Here is a 14,738-nt window from a genome sequence, read left to right on the forward strand (position 1 = left end):
GTCATGCGCGCAGCTCCTTGCCCGTCAGCTCAAGAAATACGTCTTCCAGGGTGTGCCGCTCGACCGCTATGCGGTCCGGCAGGACGCCGTTCTGGGCGCACCAGGTGGTGACGGTGGCCAGCAGCTGCGGGTCGACCGTGCCGGTGACCCGGTACGCGCCCGGCGTCAGCTCGGCCGCCGCGCACTCCGGGGGCAGCGCCTTGAGGAGTGAGGAGAGGTCCAGGCCGGGCCGGCCCGTGAAGCGCAGGGTGTTCTCCGCACCTCCCTTGCACAGCGTGTCGGGGCTCCCCTGGGCGATGACCCGGCCCCCGTCGATGATCGCGACGTCGTCGGCCAGCTGCTCGGCCTCGTCCATGAAGTGCGTGGTCAGCACCACGCCCACGCCGTCGGCGCGCAGCTCCCGTACGAGGTCCCAGGTCGCGTGGCGGGCCTGCGGGTCCAGACCCGCGGTCGGCTCGTCGAGGAAGACCAGCTCGGGGCGGCCGACGACGGCCATGGCGAGTGCCAGGCGCTGCTGCTGGCCGCCCGAGAGCCGCCGGTAGCTCGTCCGGCCGCAGGAGCCCAGTCCCAGCCGCTCGATCAGGAGGTCCACGTCCACGGGATGCGCGTGCAGCGACGCGGTGTGCCGCAGCATTTCCTCGGCGCGGGCACCCGCGTACACGCCCCCGGACTGCAGCATCACGCCGATACGGGGGCGCAGCGCGGCGGCGTCGGCGACGGGGTCCAGGCCCAGGACGCGGACGGTGCCGGCGTCCGGACGGCGGTAGCCCTCGCAGATCTCGACGGTGGTGGTCTTGCCGGCGCCGTTCGGGCCGAGGACGGCGGTGACGGTGCCGCGGGCGACGGTGAGGTCCAGGCCGTCCACGGCGGTCTTGGCGCCGTACCGCTTGACCAGTCCCGTGACCTGGACGGCAGGCTCTCGCCCGTGGGTCCGGGGGGCGTCCCCCGGGGAGGTGCTGCGCATGACCGGCAGTCTACGAAGGCGCGCCTTCCGGCTCCCACGGGGGCTCCCGCGCCCCGTCGCGAAGGGGCCTTGCACTTAGGTTCACCTAAGTGATAGAGGCCACCACGCGAAGGATCGAACGAGGCTTGTCCTGGTCTGAAGAATTACGCAACAATGTCGTTGTGAAATACGCGAGCGAGGATCGACAGGCACCCGCGGCCACCCCGGCCGCCGGGCCGGTGACCTCAGCCTCTGCGCAGGTCACCGCGCAGGACGAAGCACACGGCACGCGGAACCGCGTCGCCCGCTCCATCCTGGACCACGGCCCCTCCACCGCCGCCGAGCTGGCGCTGCGGCTGGAGCTGACCCAGGCCGCCGTCCGGCGCCATCTCGACGCCCTCGTGTCCGAGGGTGTCGTCGAACCCCGAGAGAAGCGGGTGTACGGCACGCGTTCCCGCGGCCGTCCCGCGAAGGCCTTCGCGCTGACGGACTGCGGCCGGGACGCCTTCGACCAGGCGTACGACAGCCTGGCCTCCGACGCCCTGCGCTGGATCGCGCGGAGCGCGGGCGGCGGCGAGCGCGGCGAGGCCGCGGTCGCCGAGTTCGCCCGCGCGCGGCTCGAGGCCCAGGCCGAGGAGTACCGCTCGGCGGTCGAGGCCGCGCCCCCGGAGGACCGCACCAAGGCCCTTGCGAAGGCATTGACCGCGGACGGGTACGCTGCTACGGCGCGCAGCGCCCCCCATCTCCAGCAAGGTGAACAGCTCTGCCAGCACCACTGTCCGGTCGCCCATGTGGCCGAGCAGTTCCCTCAGCTGTGCGAGGCGGAGACCGAGGTCTTCTCGCGCCTGCTCGGGACCCACGTGCAGCGTCTTGCCACCATCGCCCACGGCGACGGTGTCTGCACGACCTTCGTCCCCAAGGCGACGGCCCAGGGCGCCCCCAAGGCCCAGGACCGGCGCCGGACGGCGAAGGCCACCGGCAAGGCCGACCACCGCACCACCAAGACCACCACCGCATCTGCAAGCACGGCCGGGAGGAACCCCGCATGACGCTCCCCACGGAGACTGCTCACCCTGAGCTCGAGGGTCTGGGCAAGTACGAATACGGCTGGGCCGACTCCGACGTCGCCGGCGCGTCCGCCAAGCGCGGCCTCTCCGAGGAGGTCGTCCGCGACATCTCGGCGAAGAAGAACGAGCCGGAGTGGATGCTCAAGCTTCGCCTGAAGGGCCACAAGCTCTTCGAGAAGAAGCCCATGCCGAACTGGGGCTCGGACCTCTCCGGCATCGACTTCGACAACATCAAGTACTTCGTGCGCTCCACCGAGCAGCAGGCTGCCAGCTGGGAGGAGCTGCCGGAGGACATCAAGAACACCTACGACAAGCTCGGCATCCCGGAGGCGGAGAAGCAGCGCCTGGTGGCCGGTGTCGCCGCGCAGTACGAGTCCGAGGTCGTCTACCACCAGATCCGCGAGGACCTGGAGGCGCAGGGCGTCCTGTTCCTGGACACCGACACCGCGCTCAAGGAGCACCCGGAGCTCTTCAAGGAGTACTTCGGCACGGTGATCCCGGCGGGTGACAACAAGTTCGCCGCGCTGAACACCGCGGTGTGGTCCGGCGGCTCGTTCATCTACGTGCCCCCGGGCGTGCACGTCGACATCCCGCTGCAGGCCTACTTCCGGATCAACACCGAGAACATGGGTCAGTTCGAGCGGACGCTGATCATCGTCGACGAGGACGCCTACGTCCACTACGTCGAGGGCTGCACGGCGCCGATCTACAAGTCGGACTCGCTGCACTCCGCGGTCGTGGAGATCATCGTCAAGAAGGGCGGCCGCTGCCGCTACACGACGATCCAGAACTGGTCGAACAACGTCTACAACCTGGTCACCAAGCGTGCCGTGGCCTACGAGGGCGCGACCATGGAGTGGGTCGACGGCAACCTCGGCTCCAAGGTGACGATGAAGTACCCGGCCGTCTACCTGATGGGCGAGCACGCCAAGGGCGAGACCCTGTCCATCGCCTTCGCGGGCGAGGGCCAGCACCAGGACGCCGGCGCCAAGATGGTCCACATGGCTCCGAACACCTCCTCGAACATCGTCTCCAAGTCGGTGGCGCGGGGCGGCGGCCGGACCTCCTACCGCGGCCTCATCGAGATCGGTGAGGGTGCCGAGGGCGCCAAGTCCAACGTGCTCTGCGACGCCCTGCTGGTGGACACGATCTCCCGCTCGGACACCTACCCCTACGTGGACGTCCGCGAGGACGACGTGTCCATGGGCCACGAGGCGACCGTCTCCAAGGTCAGCGAGGACCAGCTCTTCTACCTGATGGCCCGCGGCCTCTCCGAGGACGAGGCCATGGCGATGATCGTGCGCGGCTTCGTCGAGCCCATCGCCCGTGAGCTGCCCATGGAGTACGCGCTGGAGCTCAACCGGCTGATCGAGCTGCAGATGGAGGGCGCGGTCGGCTGACCGAGCCGTCCGGGGGCCGGGTCCACGGACCCGGCCCACCCCCGCCGCAGCAAAATTCTTGATCCAGAAAGCGAGCACTACGACAGCCATGGCTGAGGCTCAGAACATCCCCGCGGGCTCCACCACCGCGGGCTCGATCGCGGTGGCCGCGGAGTCCACCGTCGCCACCCGGATGAGCGCCCCGCCGTCCTACGACGTGGCGGACTTCCCCGTGCCGCACGGCCGCGAGGAGGAGTGGCGCTTCACGCCGCTGGAGCGCCTGAAGGGCCTCCACGACGGCACCGCCACCGCCACCGGCGGCATCTCGGTCGAGATCAACGCGCCGGAGGGCGTGACGGTCGAGGCCGTGGGCCGCGACGACGCTCGCGTCGGCAAGGCCGGCAAGCCCATCGACCGGGTCGCCGCGCAGGCCTACAGCTCCTTCGAGAAGGCGTCCGTCGTCTCCGTGCCCAAGGAGACCGTGCTCGACGAGCCGATCCGCATCGCCGTGCGCGGCGAGGGCGGGGTGGCCTACGGCCACCAGGTCATCGAGCTGGGAGCCTTCGCCGAGGCCGTCGTCGTCATCGACCACACCGGTGACGCCACGCTCGCCGCCAACGTCGACTACCTCCTCGGCGACGGCGCCAAGCTGACCGTCGTCTCCGTCCAGGACTGGGACGACAGCGCGGTCCACGCGGGCCAGCACAACGCCCTGGTCGGCCGGGACGCCTCCTTCAAGTCCGTGATCGTCACCTTCGGCGGTGACCTGGTCCGGCTGAACCCGCGCGTCACCTACGCCGGTCCCGGCGGTGAGGCCGAGTTCTACGGCCTGTACTTCACCGACAACGGCCAGCACCAGGAGCACCGCCTCTTCGTCGACCACGAGGCGACCAACTGCCGCTCCAACGTGGTCTACAAGGGCGCCCTCCAGGGCGAGGACGCGCACGCCGTCTGGATCGGCGACGTCCTCATCCGCGCCGCGGCGACCGGCACGGACACCTACGAGCTCAACCGCAACCTGGTCCTCACGGACGGCGCGCGGGTGGACTCGGTGCCGAACCTGGAGATCGAGACCGGCGAGATCGTCGGCGCGGGCCACGCCTCGGCGACCGGCCGCTTCGACGACGAGCAGCTGTTCTACCTGATGGCCCGCGGCATCCCCGCCGAGGAGGCCCGCCGCCTGGTGGTCCGCGGCTTCTTCGCCGAGCTGGTCCAGCAGATCGGCCTCCCGGACGTCGAGGAGCGCCTCATCGCCAAGATCGAGGCCGAACTGGAAGCGTCGGTGGCATGACACCCAACTTCGTACGAGCCTGTGGGCTGAGCGAGCTCGAAGAGGACACCCCCAAGCGGGTCGAGCTCGACGGCACCCCGGTCTCGGTCGTCCGTACCGAGGGCGAGGTGTTCGCGATCAACGACATCTGCTCGCACGCGAACGTCTCCCTCTCGGAGGGCGAGGTGGAGGACTGCTCCATCGAATGCTGGCTGCACGGCTCCAGCTTCGACCTCCGCACCGGCAAGCCGTCCGGCCTTCCCGCGACGCAGCCCGTCCCCGTGTACCCCGTAAAGATCGAAGGGGACGACGTGCTCGTCTCCGTCACCCAGGAGTCCTGAGTTCCCCATGGCAACGCTTGAGATTCACGACCTGCACGTCTCCGTCGAGGCCGAGAACGGCCCGCGCGAGATCCTGAAGGGCGTCGACCTGACCGTGAAGCAGGGCGAGACGCACGCCATCATGGGCCCCAACGGCTCCGGCAAGTCCACCCTCGCGTACTCGCTCGCGGGTCACCCCAAGTACACGATCACCGGCGGCACCGTCACCCTCGACGGCGAGGACGTCCTCGAGATGTCCGTCGACGAGCGTGCCCGCGCCGGCGTCTTCCTCGCCATGCAGTACCCGGTCGAGGTCCCCGGCGTCTCCGTCTCCAACTTCCTGCGCACCTCCGCCACCGCCGTCCGCGGCGAGGCCCCCAAGCTGCGGACGTGGGTCAAGGAGGTCAAGGAGGCCATGGAGCGCCTCTCGATGGACCCGGCGTTCGCCGAGCGCAACGTCAACGAGGGCTTCTCCGGCGGTGAGAAGAAGCGCCACGAGATCCTCCAGCTGGAGCTGCTCAAGCCGAAGATCGCGATCCTCGACGAGACCGACTCCGGCCTGGACGTCGACGCGCTGCGCATCGTCTCCGAGGGCGTGAACCGGGTCCGCGAGTCCGGTGAGGTCGGCACCCTGCTGATCACCCACTACACGCGGATCCTCCGTTACATCAAGCCCGACCACGTCCACGTGTTCGCCAACGGCCGGATCGCCGAGTCCGGTGGCCCGGAGCTGGCGGACAAGCTGGAGGCCGAGGGCTACGAGGCGTACGTGAAGGGTGGCGCTACCGCGTGACACAGCTGCCGGGCCTCCTCGACACAGAGGCGATCCGTAAGGACTTCCCGATCCTGGGCCGCGAGGTCCACGAGGGGAAGAAGCTCGTCTACCTGGACAGCGCCGCGACCTCGCAGACGCCCAGCCAGGTCATCGACGTGCTGAGCGAGTACTACGAACGCTACAACGCCAATGTCCACCGCGGCGTGCACGTGCTCGCCGAGGAGGCCACGGCGCTGTACGAAGGTGCTCGCGACAAGGTCGCCGAGTTCATCAACGCACCGAGCCGCGACGAGGTGATCTTCACCAAGAACGCCTCGGAGTCGCTCAACCTCGTGGCGAACATGCTCGGCTGGGCCGATGAGCCCTACCGCGTGGACCACGAGACCGAGATCGTCATCACGGAGATGGAGCACCACTCCAACATCGTGCCGTGGCAGCTGCTCTCGCAGCGCACGGGCGCGAAGCTGAAGTGGTTCGGGCTGACCGAGGACGGCCGGCTCGACCTCTCCAACATCGACGAGATCATCACGGAGAAGACCAAGGTCGTCTCCCTGACCCTGGTGTCCAACCTCATGGGCACGGTCAACCCCGTCGAGACGATCGTCCGCAAGGCGCAGGACGTCGGCGCGCTGGTCGTCTTCGACGCCTCGCAGGCCGCGCCGCACATGCCGCTGGACGTCCAGGCGCTCCAGGCCGACTTCGTGGCCTTCACCGGCCACAAGATGTGCGGTCCGACCGGCATCGGCGTGCTGTGGGGCCGCCAGGAGCTGCTGGAGGACCTGCCGCCGTTCCTCGGTGGCGGCGAGATGATCGAGACCGTCTCGATGAACTCCTCCACGTACGCCCCGGCGCCGCACAAGTTCGAGGCCGGTACGCCCCCGATCGCCCAGGCCGTCGGCCTCGGCGCCGCGGTGGACTACCTCAACTCCATCGGCATGGAGCGGATCGCCGAGCACGAGCACGCGCTCACCGAGTACGCCGTCAAGCGGCTGCTGGAGGTCCCGGACCTGCGGATCATCGGCCCCACCACGGCCGAGGACCGGGGCGCCGCGATCTCCTTCACGCTCGGCGACATCCACCCGCACGACGTGGGGCAGGTGCTCGACGAGGAGGGCATCGCGGTCCGGGTCGGCCACCACTGCGCCCGCCCGGTCTGCCTGCGGTACGGAATTCCTGCGACGACACGAGCGTCGTTCTATCTGTACTCCACCCCGGCCGAGGTCGACGCCCTGGTCGCCGGCCTGGAGCACGTCCGTAATTTCTTCGGATGAGGACGAGGACTGACTGACCCGTGAAGCTGGATTCCATGTACCAGGACGTCATCCTGGACCACTACAAGCACCCGCACGGCCGGGGCTTGCGGGACGGCGACGCCGAGGTGCACCACGTCAACCCGACCTGCGGTGACGAGATCACCCTGCGCGTCCGCCTGGACGGCGCGACCATTGAGGACGTGTCCTACGAAGGCCAGGGCTGCTCCATCAGCCAGGCCTCCGCGTCCGTCCTCAATGAACTCCTGGTCGGGAAGGAGCTCGGCGAGGCGCAGAAGATCCAGGAGACCTTCCTGGAGCTGATGCAGTCCAAGGGCCAGATCGAGCCCGACGACGCCATGGAGGAGGTGCTGGAGGACGCCGTCGCGTTCGCCGGCGTCTCGAAGTACCCCGCCCGCGTCAAGTGCGCCCTCCTGTCCTGGATGGCGTGGAAGGACGCGACCGCCAAGGCCCTCTCCGAGGAGGCGAAGACCGCATGACCGAGAACGCAAGCGCCACCGAGGCGCCGGCCGGGGCAGCCGCCCTGAAGCCGGCCACCGAGGAGGAGGTCCGCGAGGCCCTCTACGACGTCGTCGACCCCGAGCTGGGCATCGACGTGGTCAACCTCGGCCTCGTCTACGGCATCCACGTCGACGACGCCAACATCGCCACCATCGACATGACGCTCACCTCGGCGGCCTGCCCGCTGACCGACGTCATCGAGGACCAGGCGAAGTCCGCCACGGACGGCATCGTCAACGAGCTCCGGATCAACTGGGTCTGGATGCCCCCGTGGGGCCCCGACAAGATCACCGACGACGGCCGCGAGCAGCTGCGCGCGCTGGGGTTCAACGTCTGACGTTTTCCCGGCGGCCGGACCGCGCACGATGAGCCAGTGGGGTACTACGCTGAGTAGTGCCCCACTGGCTTTTTCACGGGCACGAGGACGGCGGGCCGATGACGGCTGACGACGCCGGTCCGCGCGACTCCGCCGCCCAGACTCCGCTGCTGGACCGCCGGGCCGAACAACGCACGATCCGGAAGACACTGCGTGCCTTCGCTGCCGACCCCAGCGCGCGGCACGGCCCCCTGCTGCTGGAGGGCAGCTCCGGCATGGGCAAGACGACCCTCCTGGACGTGGTGCGGCGACAGGCCCGGCAGCTGGGCCTCACCCCGCTCGACGCTGTCGGCTTCCCGCACAGCGACCGGGCCTATCTCATGGCGCGGCAGTGGTTCCTCCCGGACGCGCGGACCCTGGAGCTGCGGCCGCTGGAGCGTCGCCTCCTCGGCCTGGAACCGCAGGAGCGGCTGGTCGACCGCGGTGTCAACAGCGTGCTCGCGCCGCTGGAGCGGTCCGTGGTGCTGGACGCCTGGGACGGCATCGCGGCCGGTGTCGAGCAACTGCACGGCCCCCTGGTCCTGTTGTTGGACGATGCGCACTGGGCCGATCCGTACACCCTGGACTGGCTTCACCGGCTGATCCGGCAGCAGCCGGGCCGGCCGCTGCTCGCCGTCCTCGCGCGCCGCACGGAGGAGCCGTCGCGCAGCCATCGCCCGCTCACCGAGCTGGCCGGGCTGCCCGCCGCCGTACGCATGCCCCTGCGCCCGCTGGAGTTCTCCGCGGTCCGCACGCTGGCCGAGGCACTGCTGCGGGAACCGCCCGACACCGCGTTCAGCAGCACGCTGTACCGGGCCACCGGCGGGGTGCCGTTCAACGTCGTCGACACCTGCCGCAGGGCCGCCGCCGACGGGGTACGGCCGGTCGCCCGGGACGCTCCCCTCATCGGCGATCACGCCCGGACCGCCATCGGGCAGGGACTGCTGCCACTGCTCGACCGGCTCGGTGCGGTACACCTCCGGACCGCCCGCGCGCTCGCGGTGCTCGGCCCGCACGCTACGCCCGCCCTGGTCGGGCGGCTGGCCGGGCTCACCCCCGACCGGGCCGCCGCCAGTCTGGACCGGCTGCGCGACGCGCTGCTGCTGGCCCCTGACCAGCCGGCGTTCGTCCACCCGCCGTTCGCCGACGCCGTGTACGGCGCCATACCGCAGGGCCTGCGCGGCCGGCTGCACGCGCGGGCCGCCGTGCTGCTCGCCGACGCCGGACTCGGCCCCGAAGTGGCCGCCGTGCACCTGCTCGCCGCGCCGCCGGACGGCTCGACGTGGGCCGTCGAGCAGCTTCGGGAGGCGGCCGCCCAGAGCCTGGCCGCCGGCGCCCCCGAGGACGCCGACCGGCTGCTGGCCCGCGCCCAGGCCGAACCGCCGCCGCCCGAGCTTCGCGGCGACCTGCACTACGAACGCGGGGTGGCGACCTACCCCGTCGACACCCGGCGGTCGGCAGCCCACCTGCAGGCCGCACTGGCCGACGGCCGGCCGCGCGAGGCGGCGGTGCGGCTGCTGGCCAAGGCCCTCGCCCACGAGGACCGGCTGCCCCAGGCGGTCCGCATGCTGCAGCGGGAGTCCGAGCGGGCCACGCGTCCGGACAGCCGGCTGCGGCTGCTCGCCGAGGGCTTCCTGTGGAGCGCCTACTGGGAGGACGAGCCGGACGCCGCCCGGCAGCACCGGCTGCTCGGGACCATCACCGACCGGCTCACCGGGGACACTGCAGAGCACCGTCGCCTGCTGGTCCTGCGGGCCTGGTACGCCACCCTGCGCGGCGATCCGGTGGGCGTCGCGCTGCGGGCGGTGCGGCTGGGCACCCGTGTGCGGCCGGGGTGGACCGGCGACAAGGGGGACTTCGACTGCGGCGTCCTGACCGCGCTGGTGTACTTCTACTGCGGCCAGGTGCGGAGCGCCGAACGGATCCTGGACGAGGGCATCGCCGAACTGCGGGCCCGGCGCTGGTGCGGAGGCCACCTGGCGCTCGCCCTCGCCCTGCGCGCCATGGTCCTGCTGCGCACCGGGCGGCTGGCCGCCGCCCAGGGCGAGAGCGAGCGTGCCCTGCGCATCGCGGAGGGGCTGCGGCCCATGTCGCACGCCCGGTGGTACGCGCTGAGCACCGCGCTCAGCGTGCTGCTGGCCCGCGGCAAGTCGGCCGAGGCGGCCGACCTGAGCGAACGCGAACGCTTCACCGAGCCGTTCCCCGCCACGGTCGTGCTGCCCGCGCCGCGGTGCGTGCTGGCGGAGCTGCGTATCGAACAGGGCCGGACGGCTGAGGCCGTGGAGCTGCTGACCGCGGCGGAGCAGCGGCAGCGTGCCCGTCTCGCGGTCAACCCCGCGGTGTGCCCGTGGCAGCCGCTGCTCGCCCAGGCCCTGGCGGAGTTCGACCGGCCGGCCGCACAGGAGAAGGCCGAGGAGGCGGTGCGGCGGGCCCGCGCGTTCGGTGTGCCCGCTGCGACCGGGGAAACGCTGGTCCGGGCCGGGCTCGCGTACGGCGGCGAGGAGGGGCTGCGGCTGCTGGCCGAGGCGGCCGAGCTGCTGGGCGGTACGGCCGACACCTACGGACAGGCCCGGACGCTGACCGAGTACGGGGACGCGCTGCGCCGGGCCGGGCGGAAGGAGGAGGCCCGGGACACGCTGTGGCGGGCCCGCGCGACGGCCTGCCGGGCCGGCGCCGAGAAGCTCGCCGAGCGCGCCCGCGCCGCGCGGCGGCTGGCGGGCGGCCGGGACCGCACGCCGATCGTCCCGGGCCTGGAGGGGCTGACCGGGCGGCAGTGCGAGGTGGGGGCGCTGGCCGCGGCGGGGCTGACCAACCGTGAGATCGCCCGCGTCCTCGTCATCTCGCTGCACACCGTCAGCGCGCACCTGCGGCAGATCTACGCCACGCTCGGCGTCACCCGGGAAACGCTGCGCGGCCTGCCCTGGCCGGACATCGGCCCGACCTGACCGGGTGTCCGCTTAAGGGTAGAGGGGGGTCGGTAATCGACGCGAGGCCGGCCGTTCCGCATGCTCCGAGTAAGTGCTCCGGAGGGACGACCGGGGAGAAGGAGGACCCTCATGCGGTACCTGCGGTGGGGACCAGCGGCTCGCGACGCACGGGCGGGGTGGGAGGAGGACACGTACCGGAAAGCCCTGGAGGCCGTCGGCAGGCATGACGCGGCGGTGGCCCGGTGGTATCTGGAGCGGCTGCTCCGTACGGCCGACACCGCGCCCGAGACCTGTTCCGGGACCGCGGCGAGGGCCTTGTACCTGCTGGCCGGGCTGGACGCGGCGGAGGGGCTGCTGTTCTCGGCGCGGTCCCGCTACGCCGAGAGCGCCATGGCGCTGGAGGGGGCGCGCAGCCGCGCCGAGCGCGCCGGCGACGGCGGACCGGCAGCCATGCTCGCCGAGTTCCGCGACCTGGCACGCGCGGTCGCCGCCGACCTGGCGGAGAACTGCGGCCTCGACGGGGGATGGCCGGAGCCGGGGCACCGGGCCGTGCCGCCGGGTGAGCCCGCCGGCACCGCGGGCTGAGCGGACCGGGGCACTGCGGAGGGAGCAACGATGTGGCGCAGGACAGCTGCCGCCCGCGGCCCGCGGGTGCGGTGGCGGGGCGAGATATGGCTGCCCACGGGCGAGGGCGGCGGTTGGCACGGGTACGCGCTGGACCGGGTGCCGCCCGGGGTGAGCGCGGTCGAGGACGATCTGCGGATGTACCGAGGACGGATCCAGGTGGCATCGGGCCGCTTCGTGGACCTGGGCGCCGGGGTGGCTCCACCGGACGCGGGCACGGCGCGGAAGCTGCTGGCCGCAGCGTTCCCGGCGACGCCCGGCATGGCGCCGGTGCGTCCCCTGGAGCGCTGGCTCGCGGTGGTCACGCGCGGCGGACGTACCGCGCTGGTGCGTCCGCTGGCCGAGGCGGCCGAGGCGGTGGTGGTCCTGGTCCAGGTGTGGGAGTGAGCGGCGAGAGCGGGACCGGGCGCCACGGTATGTACGGTCGTACGCATCGTTGTGTACGCTCGTACGTATGGCATATGTGACGCTGGGTGCCGCGATTCTGGTGGAGGTGCTGGCCACCACGGCGATGAAGTACAGCGACGGGTTCACGAAGCTGTGGCCCTCGCTGGGGACCGCGGCCGGGTACCTGATCGCGTTCGTGCTGCTCGCGCAGACGCTGAAGACCATGAGCGTGGGGACCACGTACGCGATCTGGTCCGGGGCCGGGACGGCGGTGATCGCGGCCATCGGGATGCTGTTCCTCGGGGAGGCGGCGAACGCGGCGCGGCTCATCGGGATCGCGCTGATCATCGTGGGCGTGGTCGTGCTGAACCTCGGCGGGGCCCACTGATGCCGCGGCGGTACGACCCCGAGCGGCGGCAGCGGATCATCGACGCGGCGATCCGGGTGGCCGAGGAGCGTGGCATCGGGGCGCTCAGCCACCGGGCGGTGGCGGCCGAGGCGGACGTGCCGCTGGGGTCCACCACGTACCACTTCGCGTCCCTGGACGACCTGCTGGTGGCCGCGCTGCGGCAGGTGTGCGGCGAGTCCGGCACCGCGGTGGAGGGATGGACCGCGTACCTGGACCGGGCCGGGCCGCTCGCGGACCGGATCGCCGACCTGCTCGCCGCCTACATGGACGAGAGCCGCAGCGGCCGCGTGCGGATGGAGTACGAGCTGTACCTCGCGGCGCTGCGGCGGCCCGCGCTGAGCCCGGTGGCCGCCGAGTGGCTGGACAGCACCCTGGAGGTGCTCGCCCGGTACACCGACCCCGGCACGGCCCGCGTGCTCGGCGCGCTGATCGACGGGCTGCTGCTGCAGCTGCTGCTCACCGGCCGGCCCTTCGACCGGGACACGGTGCGGGCCGAGGTGGCGCGGGTGGTCGGCGAGGAGCCCGGGGAGCGGCCGCGCGCGTCTGACGGCTGAGACCGGTTCGCCAGGCCGGGGGCGCGCCGGTTAGGTTTTCCGCATGACCGAAGCAACCTCCCGTACGACCGGCGCCGTCGCCGCCGGACTCGCCACCGTCGCCTCCGACGGCACCGTCCTGGACACCTGGTTCCCGGCGCCCGAGCTCGTCGCCGAGCCCGGCCCGGCCGGCACCGAGCGGCTGACCGCCGAGCGCGCCGCCGAACTGCTCGGCGCGGCCGCGCCCAAGGCGCTCGGCCCCGACGCCCGCCGCGGCGTGGAGATCGTGGCCGTACGCACGGTCATCTCCTCCCTGGACGACAAGCCGCTCGACGCGCACGACGTCTACCTGCGCCTGCACCTGCTCAGCCACCGCCTGGTCCAGCCGAACGGCCAGAACCTCGACGGCATCTTCGGCCTGATGGCGAACGTCGCGTGGACCTCGCTCGGCCCGGTGGCCGTGGACGAGCTGGAGACCGTGCGGCTCAACGCCCGCGCCGAGGGCCTGCACCTCGCCGTGTACGGCGTCGACAAGTTCCCGCGGATGACGGACTACGTCGCCCCGGCGGGCGTCCGCATCGCCGACGCCGACCGGGTCCGCCTGGGCGCGCACCTCGCGGCCGGCACCACCGTCATGCACGAGGGCTTCGTCAACTTCAACGCCGGCACGCTCGGCACCTCCATGGTCGAGGGCCGCATCAGCCAGGGCGTCGTCGTCGGCGACGGCTCGGACATCGGCGGCGGCGCGTCCACCATGGGCACCCTCTCCGGCGGCGGCAAGGAGCGCATCCGCATCGGCGAGCGCAGCCTGGTCGGCGCGGAGGCCGGTGTCGGCATCGCGCTGGGCAACGAGTGCGTGGTCGAGGCGGGCCTGTACATCACCGCCGGCACCCGCGTGACGATGCCCGACGGGCAGATCGTCAAGGCCGCCGAGCTGTCCGGCGCCGACAACATCCTCTTCCGCCGCAACTCCACCACCGGCGTGGTGGAGGCCCGCCCGAACAACGCGGAGTGGGGCGGCCTGAACGACGTGCTGCACCACAACTGAGCGGTCCCGCGGCAGACGACGGGCGGTCCGTACGGACCGCCCGTCACTGTCAGTGGCACCGGCTAGGGTTCTCCTATGCGTGATCTTGCAGCCGGTGTGGGGTACTTGGGGAAGGGGCAGCGCTGGGTCGCACAGCACGGCAGGTGGTGGGGGTTCGGGCTGATCCCCGCGCTCATCGCGCTGGTGCTGTACGCCGCGGTGCTGACCGTCTTCGCCTTCTGGACGGACGACATCGCGGCCTGGGCGACGCCCTTCGCCGACGACTGGGGCTCGCCCTGGCAGGGGCTGCTGCGCGGGATCTTCGTCGCCCTGCTCTTCGGCGGCGGGCTGCTGCTGGCCGTGCTCACCTTCACCGCCGTGACGCTGCTGATCGGCGACCCCTTCTACGAATCGCTGTCCGAGAAGGTCGAGCAGTCGGAGGGCGACTGCCCGGAGGGGCCGGACCGCTCCCTCTGGGCGGAGATATGGATCGCGCTGAAGGACAGCGTGTACGTGCTGCTGCGCGCCGCCGGCTTCGGACTGCTCTTCTTCCTCCTCGGCTTCGTGCCGGTCATCGGCCAGACCGTGATCCCGGCCCTCGGCTTCTGCGTCTCCGGCTTCTTCCTCACCGTCGAGCTGACCTCCGTGGCCATGCAGCGCCGCGGGATACCCGTGCGCGAGCGGCTGCGGCTGCTGCGCGGCCGCAAGCTGCTCGCCGTCGGCTTCGGCACCCCGCTCGTGCTGCTCTTCCTGATCCCGTTCATCGCCGTGGTCCTGATGCCGGGCGCGGTCGCGGGCGCGACGCTGCTGGTACGGGACCTGGTGGCGGAGCCGGACCCGGCCCCGGGTGAGGCCGCTGCAGAGCCGGCGTAGACCGCGCCCCGTCAGGGGCGCGGGGCCGTGCCGATGTGCGGCTCCGCCGCGTGGGCGCGAGCAACCACGACGGTGCC

The 14,738-nt window shown here is 71.8% G+C and carries 16 protein-coding genes; 15 read left to right on the forward strand and 1 reads right to left on the reverse strand.

Annotated elements, in window-relative coordinates; genetic code table 11:
- Position 1 precedes the first annotated feature (1 nt).
- Positions 2-964, reverse strand: a complete 963-nt coding sequence (locus tag C3486_RS17585) for an ABC transporter ATP-binding protein (RefSeq protein ID WP_103833657.1) — start codon at positions 962-964, stop codon at positions 2-4.
- 161 nt (positions 965-1,125) lie between these two features.
- Between C3486_RS17585 and C3486_RS17590 the strand changes: the two genes are divergently transcribed.
- The 15 genes from C3486_RS17590 (at position 1,126) to C3486_RS17660 (ending at position 14,661) form a co-directional block, all read left to right on the forward strand.
- Positions 1,126-1,992 (forward strand): metalloregulator ArsR/SmtB family transcription factor, encoded by an 867-nt coding sequence (locus tag C3486_RS17590; protein WP_103833658.1) that lies wholly within the window; start codon positions 1,126-1,128, stop codon positions 1,990-1,992.
- Positions 1,989-3,410 (forward strand): Fe-S cluster assembly protein SufB, encoded by a 1,422-nt coding sequence (gene sufB / locus C3486_RS17595; protein ID WP_103833659.1) that lies wholly within the window; start codon positions 1,989-1,991, stop codon positions 3,408-3,410. The genes C3486_RS17590 and sufB overlap by 4 nt, the downstream gene beginning before the upstream one ends.
- An 88-nt stretch (positions 3,411-3,498) precedes the next feature.
- Entirely contained in the window at positions 3,499-4,680 is a 1,182-nt protein-coding gene (sufD, locus tag C3486_RS17600; RefSeq protein ID WP_103833660.1) for a Fe-S cluster assembly protein SufD, read from the forward strand.
- On the forward strand, positions 4,677-5,000 hold the full coding sequence (locus C3486_RS17605) for a bifunctional 3-phenylpropionate/cinnamic acid dioxygenase ferredoxin subunit (RefSeq protein WP_030619174.1): 324 nt from the start codon (positions 4,677-4,679) through the stop codon (positions 4,998-5,000). Before sufD ends, C3486_RS17605 begins: the two co-directional genes overlap by 4 nt.
- A 7-nt stretch (positions 5,001-5,007) precedes the next feature.
- The gene (gene sufC / locus C3486_RS17610) at positions 5,008-5,772 is read left to right on the forward strand and encodes a Fe-S cluster assembly ATPase SufC (RefSeq protein ID WP_052868332.1); all 765 of its coding nucleotides are present in this window, start codon (positions 5,008-5,010) and stop codon (positions 5,770-5,772) included.
- On the forward strand, positions 5,769-7,025 hold the full coding sequence (locus tag C3486_RS17615) for a cysteine desulfurase (RefSeq protein WP_103833661.1): 1,257 nt from the start codon (positions 5,769-5,771) through the stop codon (positions 7,023-7,025). The genes sufC and C3486_RS17615 overlap by 4 nt, the downstream gene beginning before the upstream one ends.
- 20 nt (positions 7,026-7,045) lie before the next feature.
- Positions 7,046-7,504, forward strand: a complete 459-nt coding sequence (gene sufU / locus C3486_RS17620) for a Fe-S cluster assembly sulfur transfer protein SufU (RefSeq protein ID WP_052868330.1) — start codon at positions 7,046-7,048, stop codon at positions 7,502-7,504.
- On the forward strand, positions 7,501-7,863 hold the full coding sequence (locus C3486_RS17625; RefSeq protein ID WP_103833662.1) for a metal-sulfur cluster assembly factor: 363 nt from the start codon (positions 7,501-7,503) through the stop codon (positions 7,861-7,863). Before sufU ends, C3486_RS17625 begins: the two co-directional genes overlap by 4 nt.
- Before the next feature lie 98 nt (positions 7,864-7,961).
- Complete coding sequence (locus C3486_RS17630) at positions 7,962-10,826, forward strand: LuxR family transcriptional regulator (protein WP_103833663.1); 2,865 nt, start codon at positions 7,962-7,964, stop codon at positions 10,824-10,826.
- Between the two features lie 111 nt (positions 10,827-10,937).
- Positions 10,938-11,393 (forward strand): hypothetical protein, encoded by a 456-nt coding sequence (locus tag C3486_RS17635; protein WP_103833664.1) that lies wholly within the window; start codon positions 10,938-10,940, stop codon positions 11,391-11,393.
- Between the two features lie 30 nt (positions 11,394-11,423).
- Positions 11,424-11,819, forward strand: coding sequence for a hypothetical protein (locus C3486_RS17640; RefSeq protein ID WP_146075010.1), 396 nt, complete (start codon positions 11,424-11,426; stop codon positions 11,817-11,819).
- A 67-nt stretch (positions 11,820-11,886) separates the two neighbouring features.
- Complete coding sequence (locus C3486_RS17645) at positions 11,887-12,207, forward strand: multidrug efflux SMR transporter (protein WP_103833666.1); 321 nt, start codon at positions 11,887-11,889, stop codon at positions 12,205-12,207.
- A complete protein-coding gene (locus tag C3486_RS17650; RefSeq protein WP_181138586.1) occupies positions 12,207-12,782 on the forward strand; it encodes a TetR/AcrR family transcriptional regulator in 576 nt (191 codons plus the stop codon). Before C3486_RS17645 ends, C3486_RS17650 begins: the two co-directional genes overlap by 1 nt.
- Positions 12,783-12,825: 43 nt before the next feature.
- Positions 12,826-13,809, forward strand: a complete 984-nt coding sequence (dapD, locus tag C3486_RS17655) for a 2,3,4,5-tetrahydropyridine-2,6-dicarboxylate N-succinyltransferase (RefSeq protein WP_103833667.1) — start codon at positions 12,826-12,828, stop codon at positions 13,807-13,809.
- Positions 13,810-13,884: 75 nt separating this feature from the next.
- The gene (locus C3486_RS17660) at positions 13,885-14,661 is read left to right on the forward strand and encodes an EI24 domain-containing protein (protein ID WP_103833668.1); all 777 of its coding nucleotides are present in this window, start codon (positions 13,885-13,887) and stop codon (positions 14,659-14,661) included.
- The last annotated feature ends 77 nt before the right edge of the window (positions 14,662-14,738 follow it).

Origin of the sequence: Streptomyces sp. Ru73, from assembly GCF_002920575.1 — a bacterium.
Taxonomy (GTDB): Bacteria; Actinomycetota; Actinomycetes; order Streptomycetales; family Streptomycetaceae; genus Streptomyces.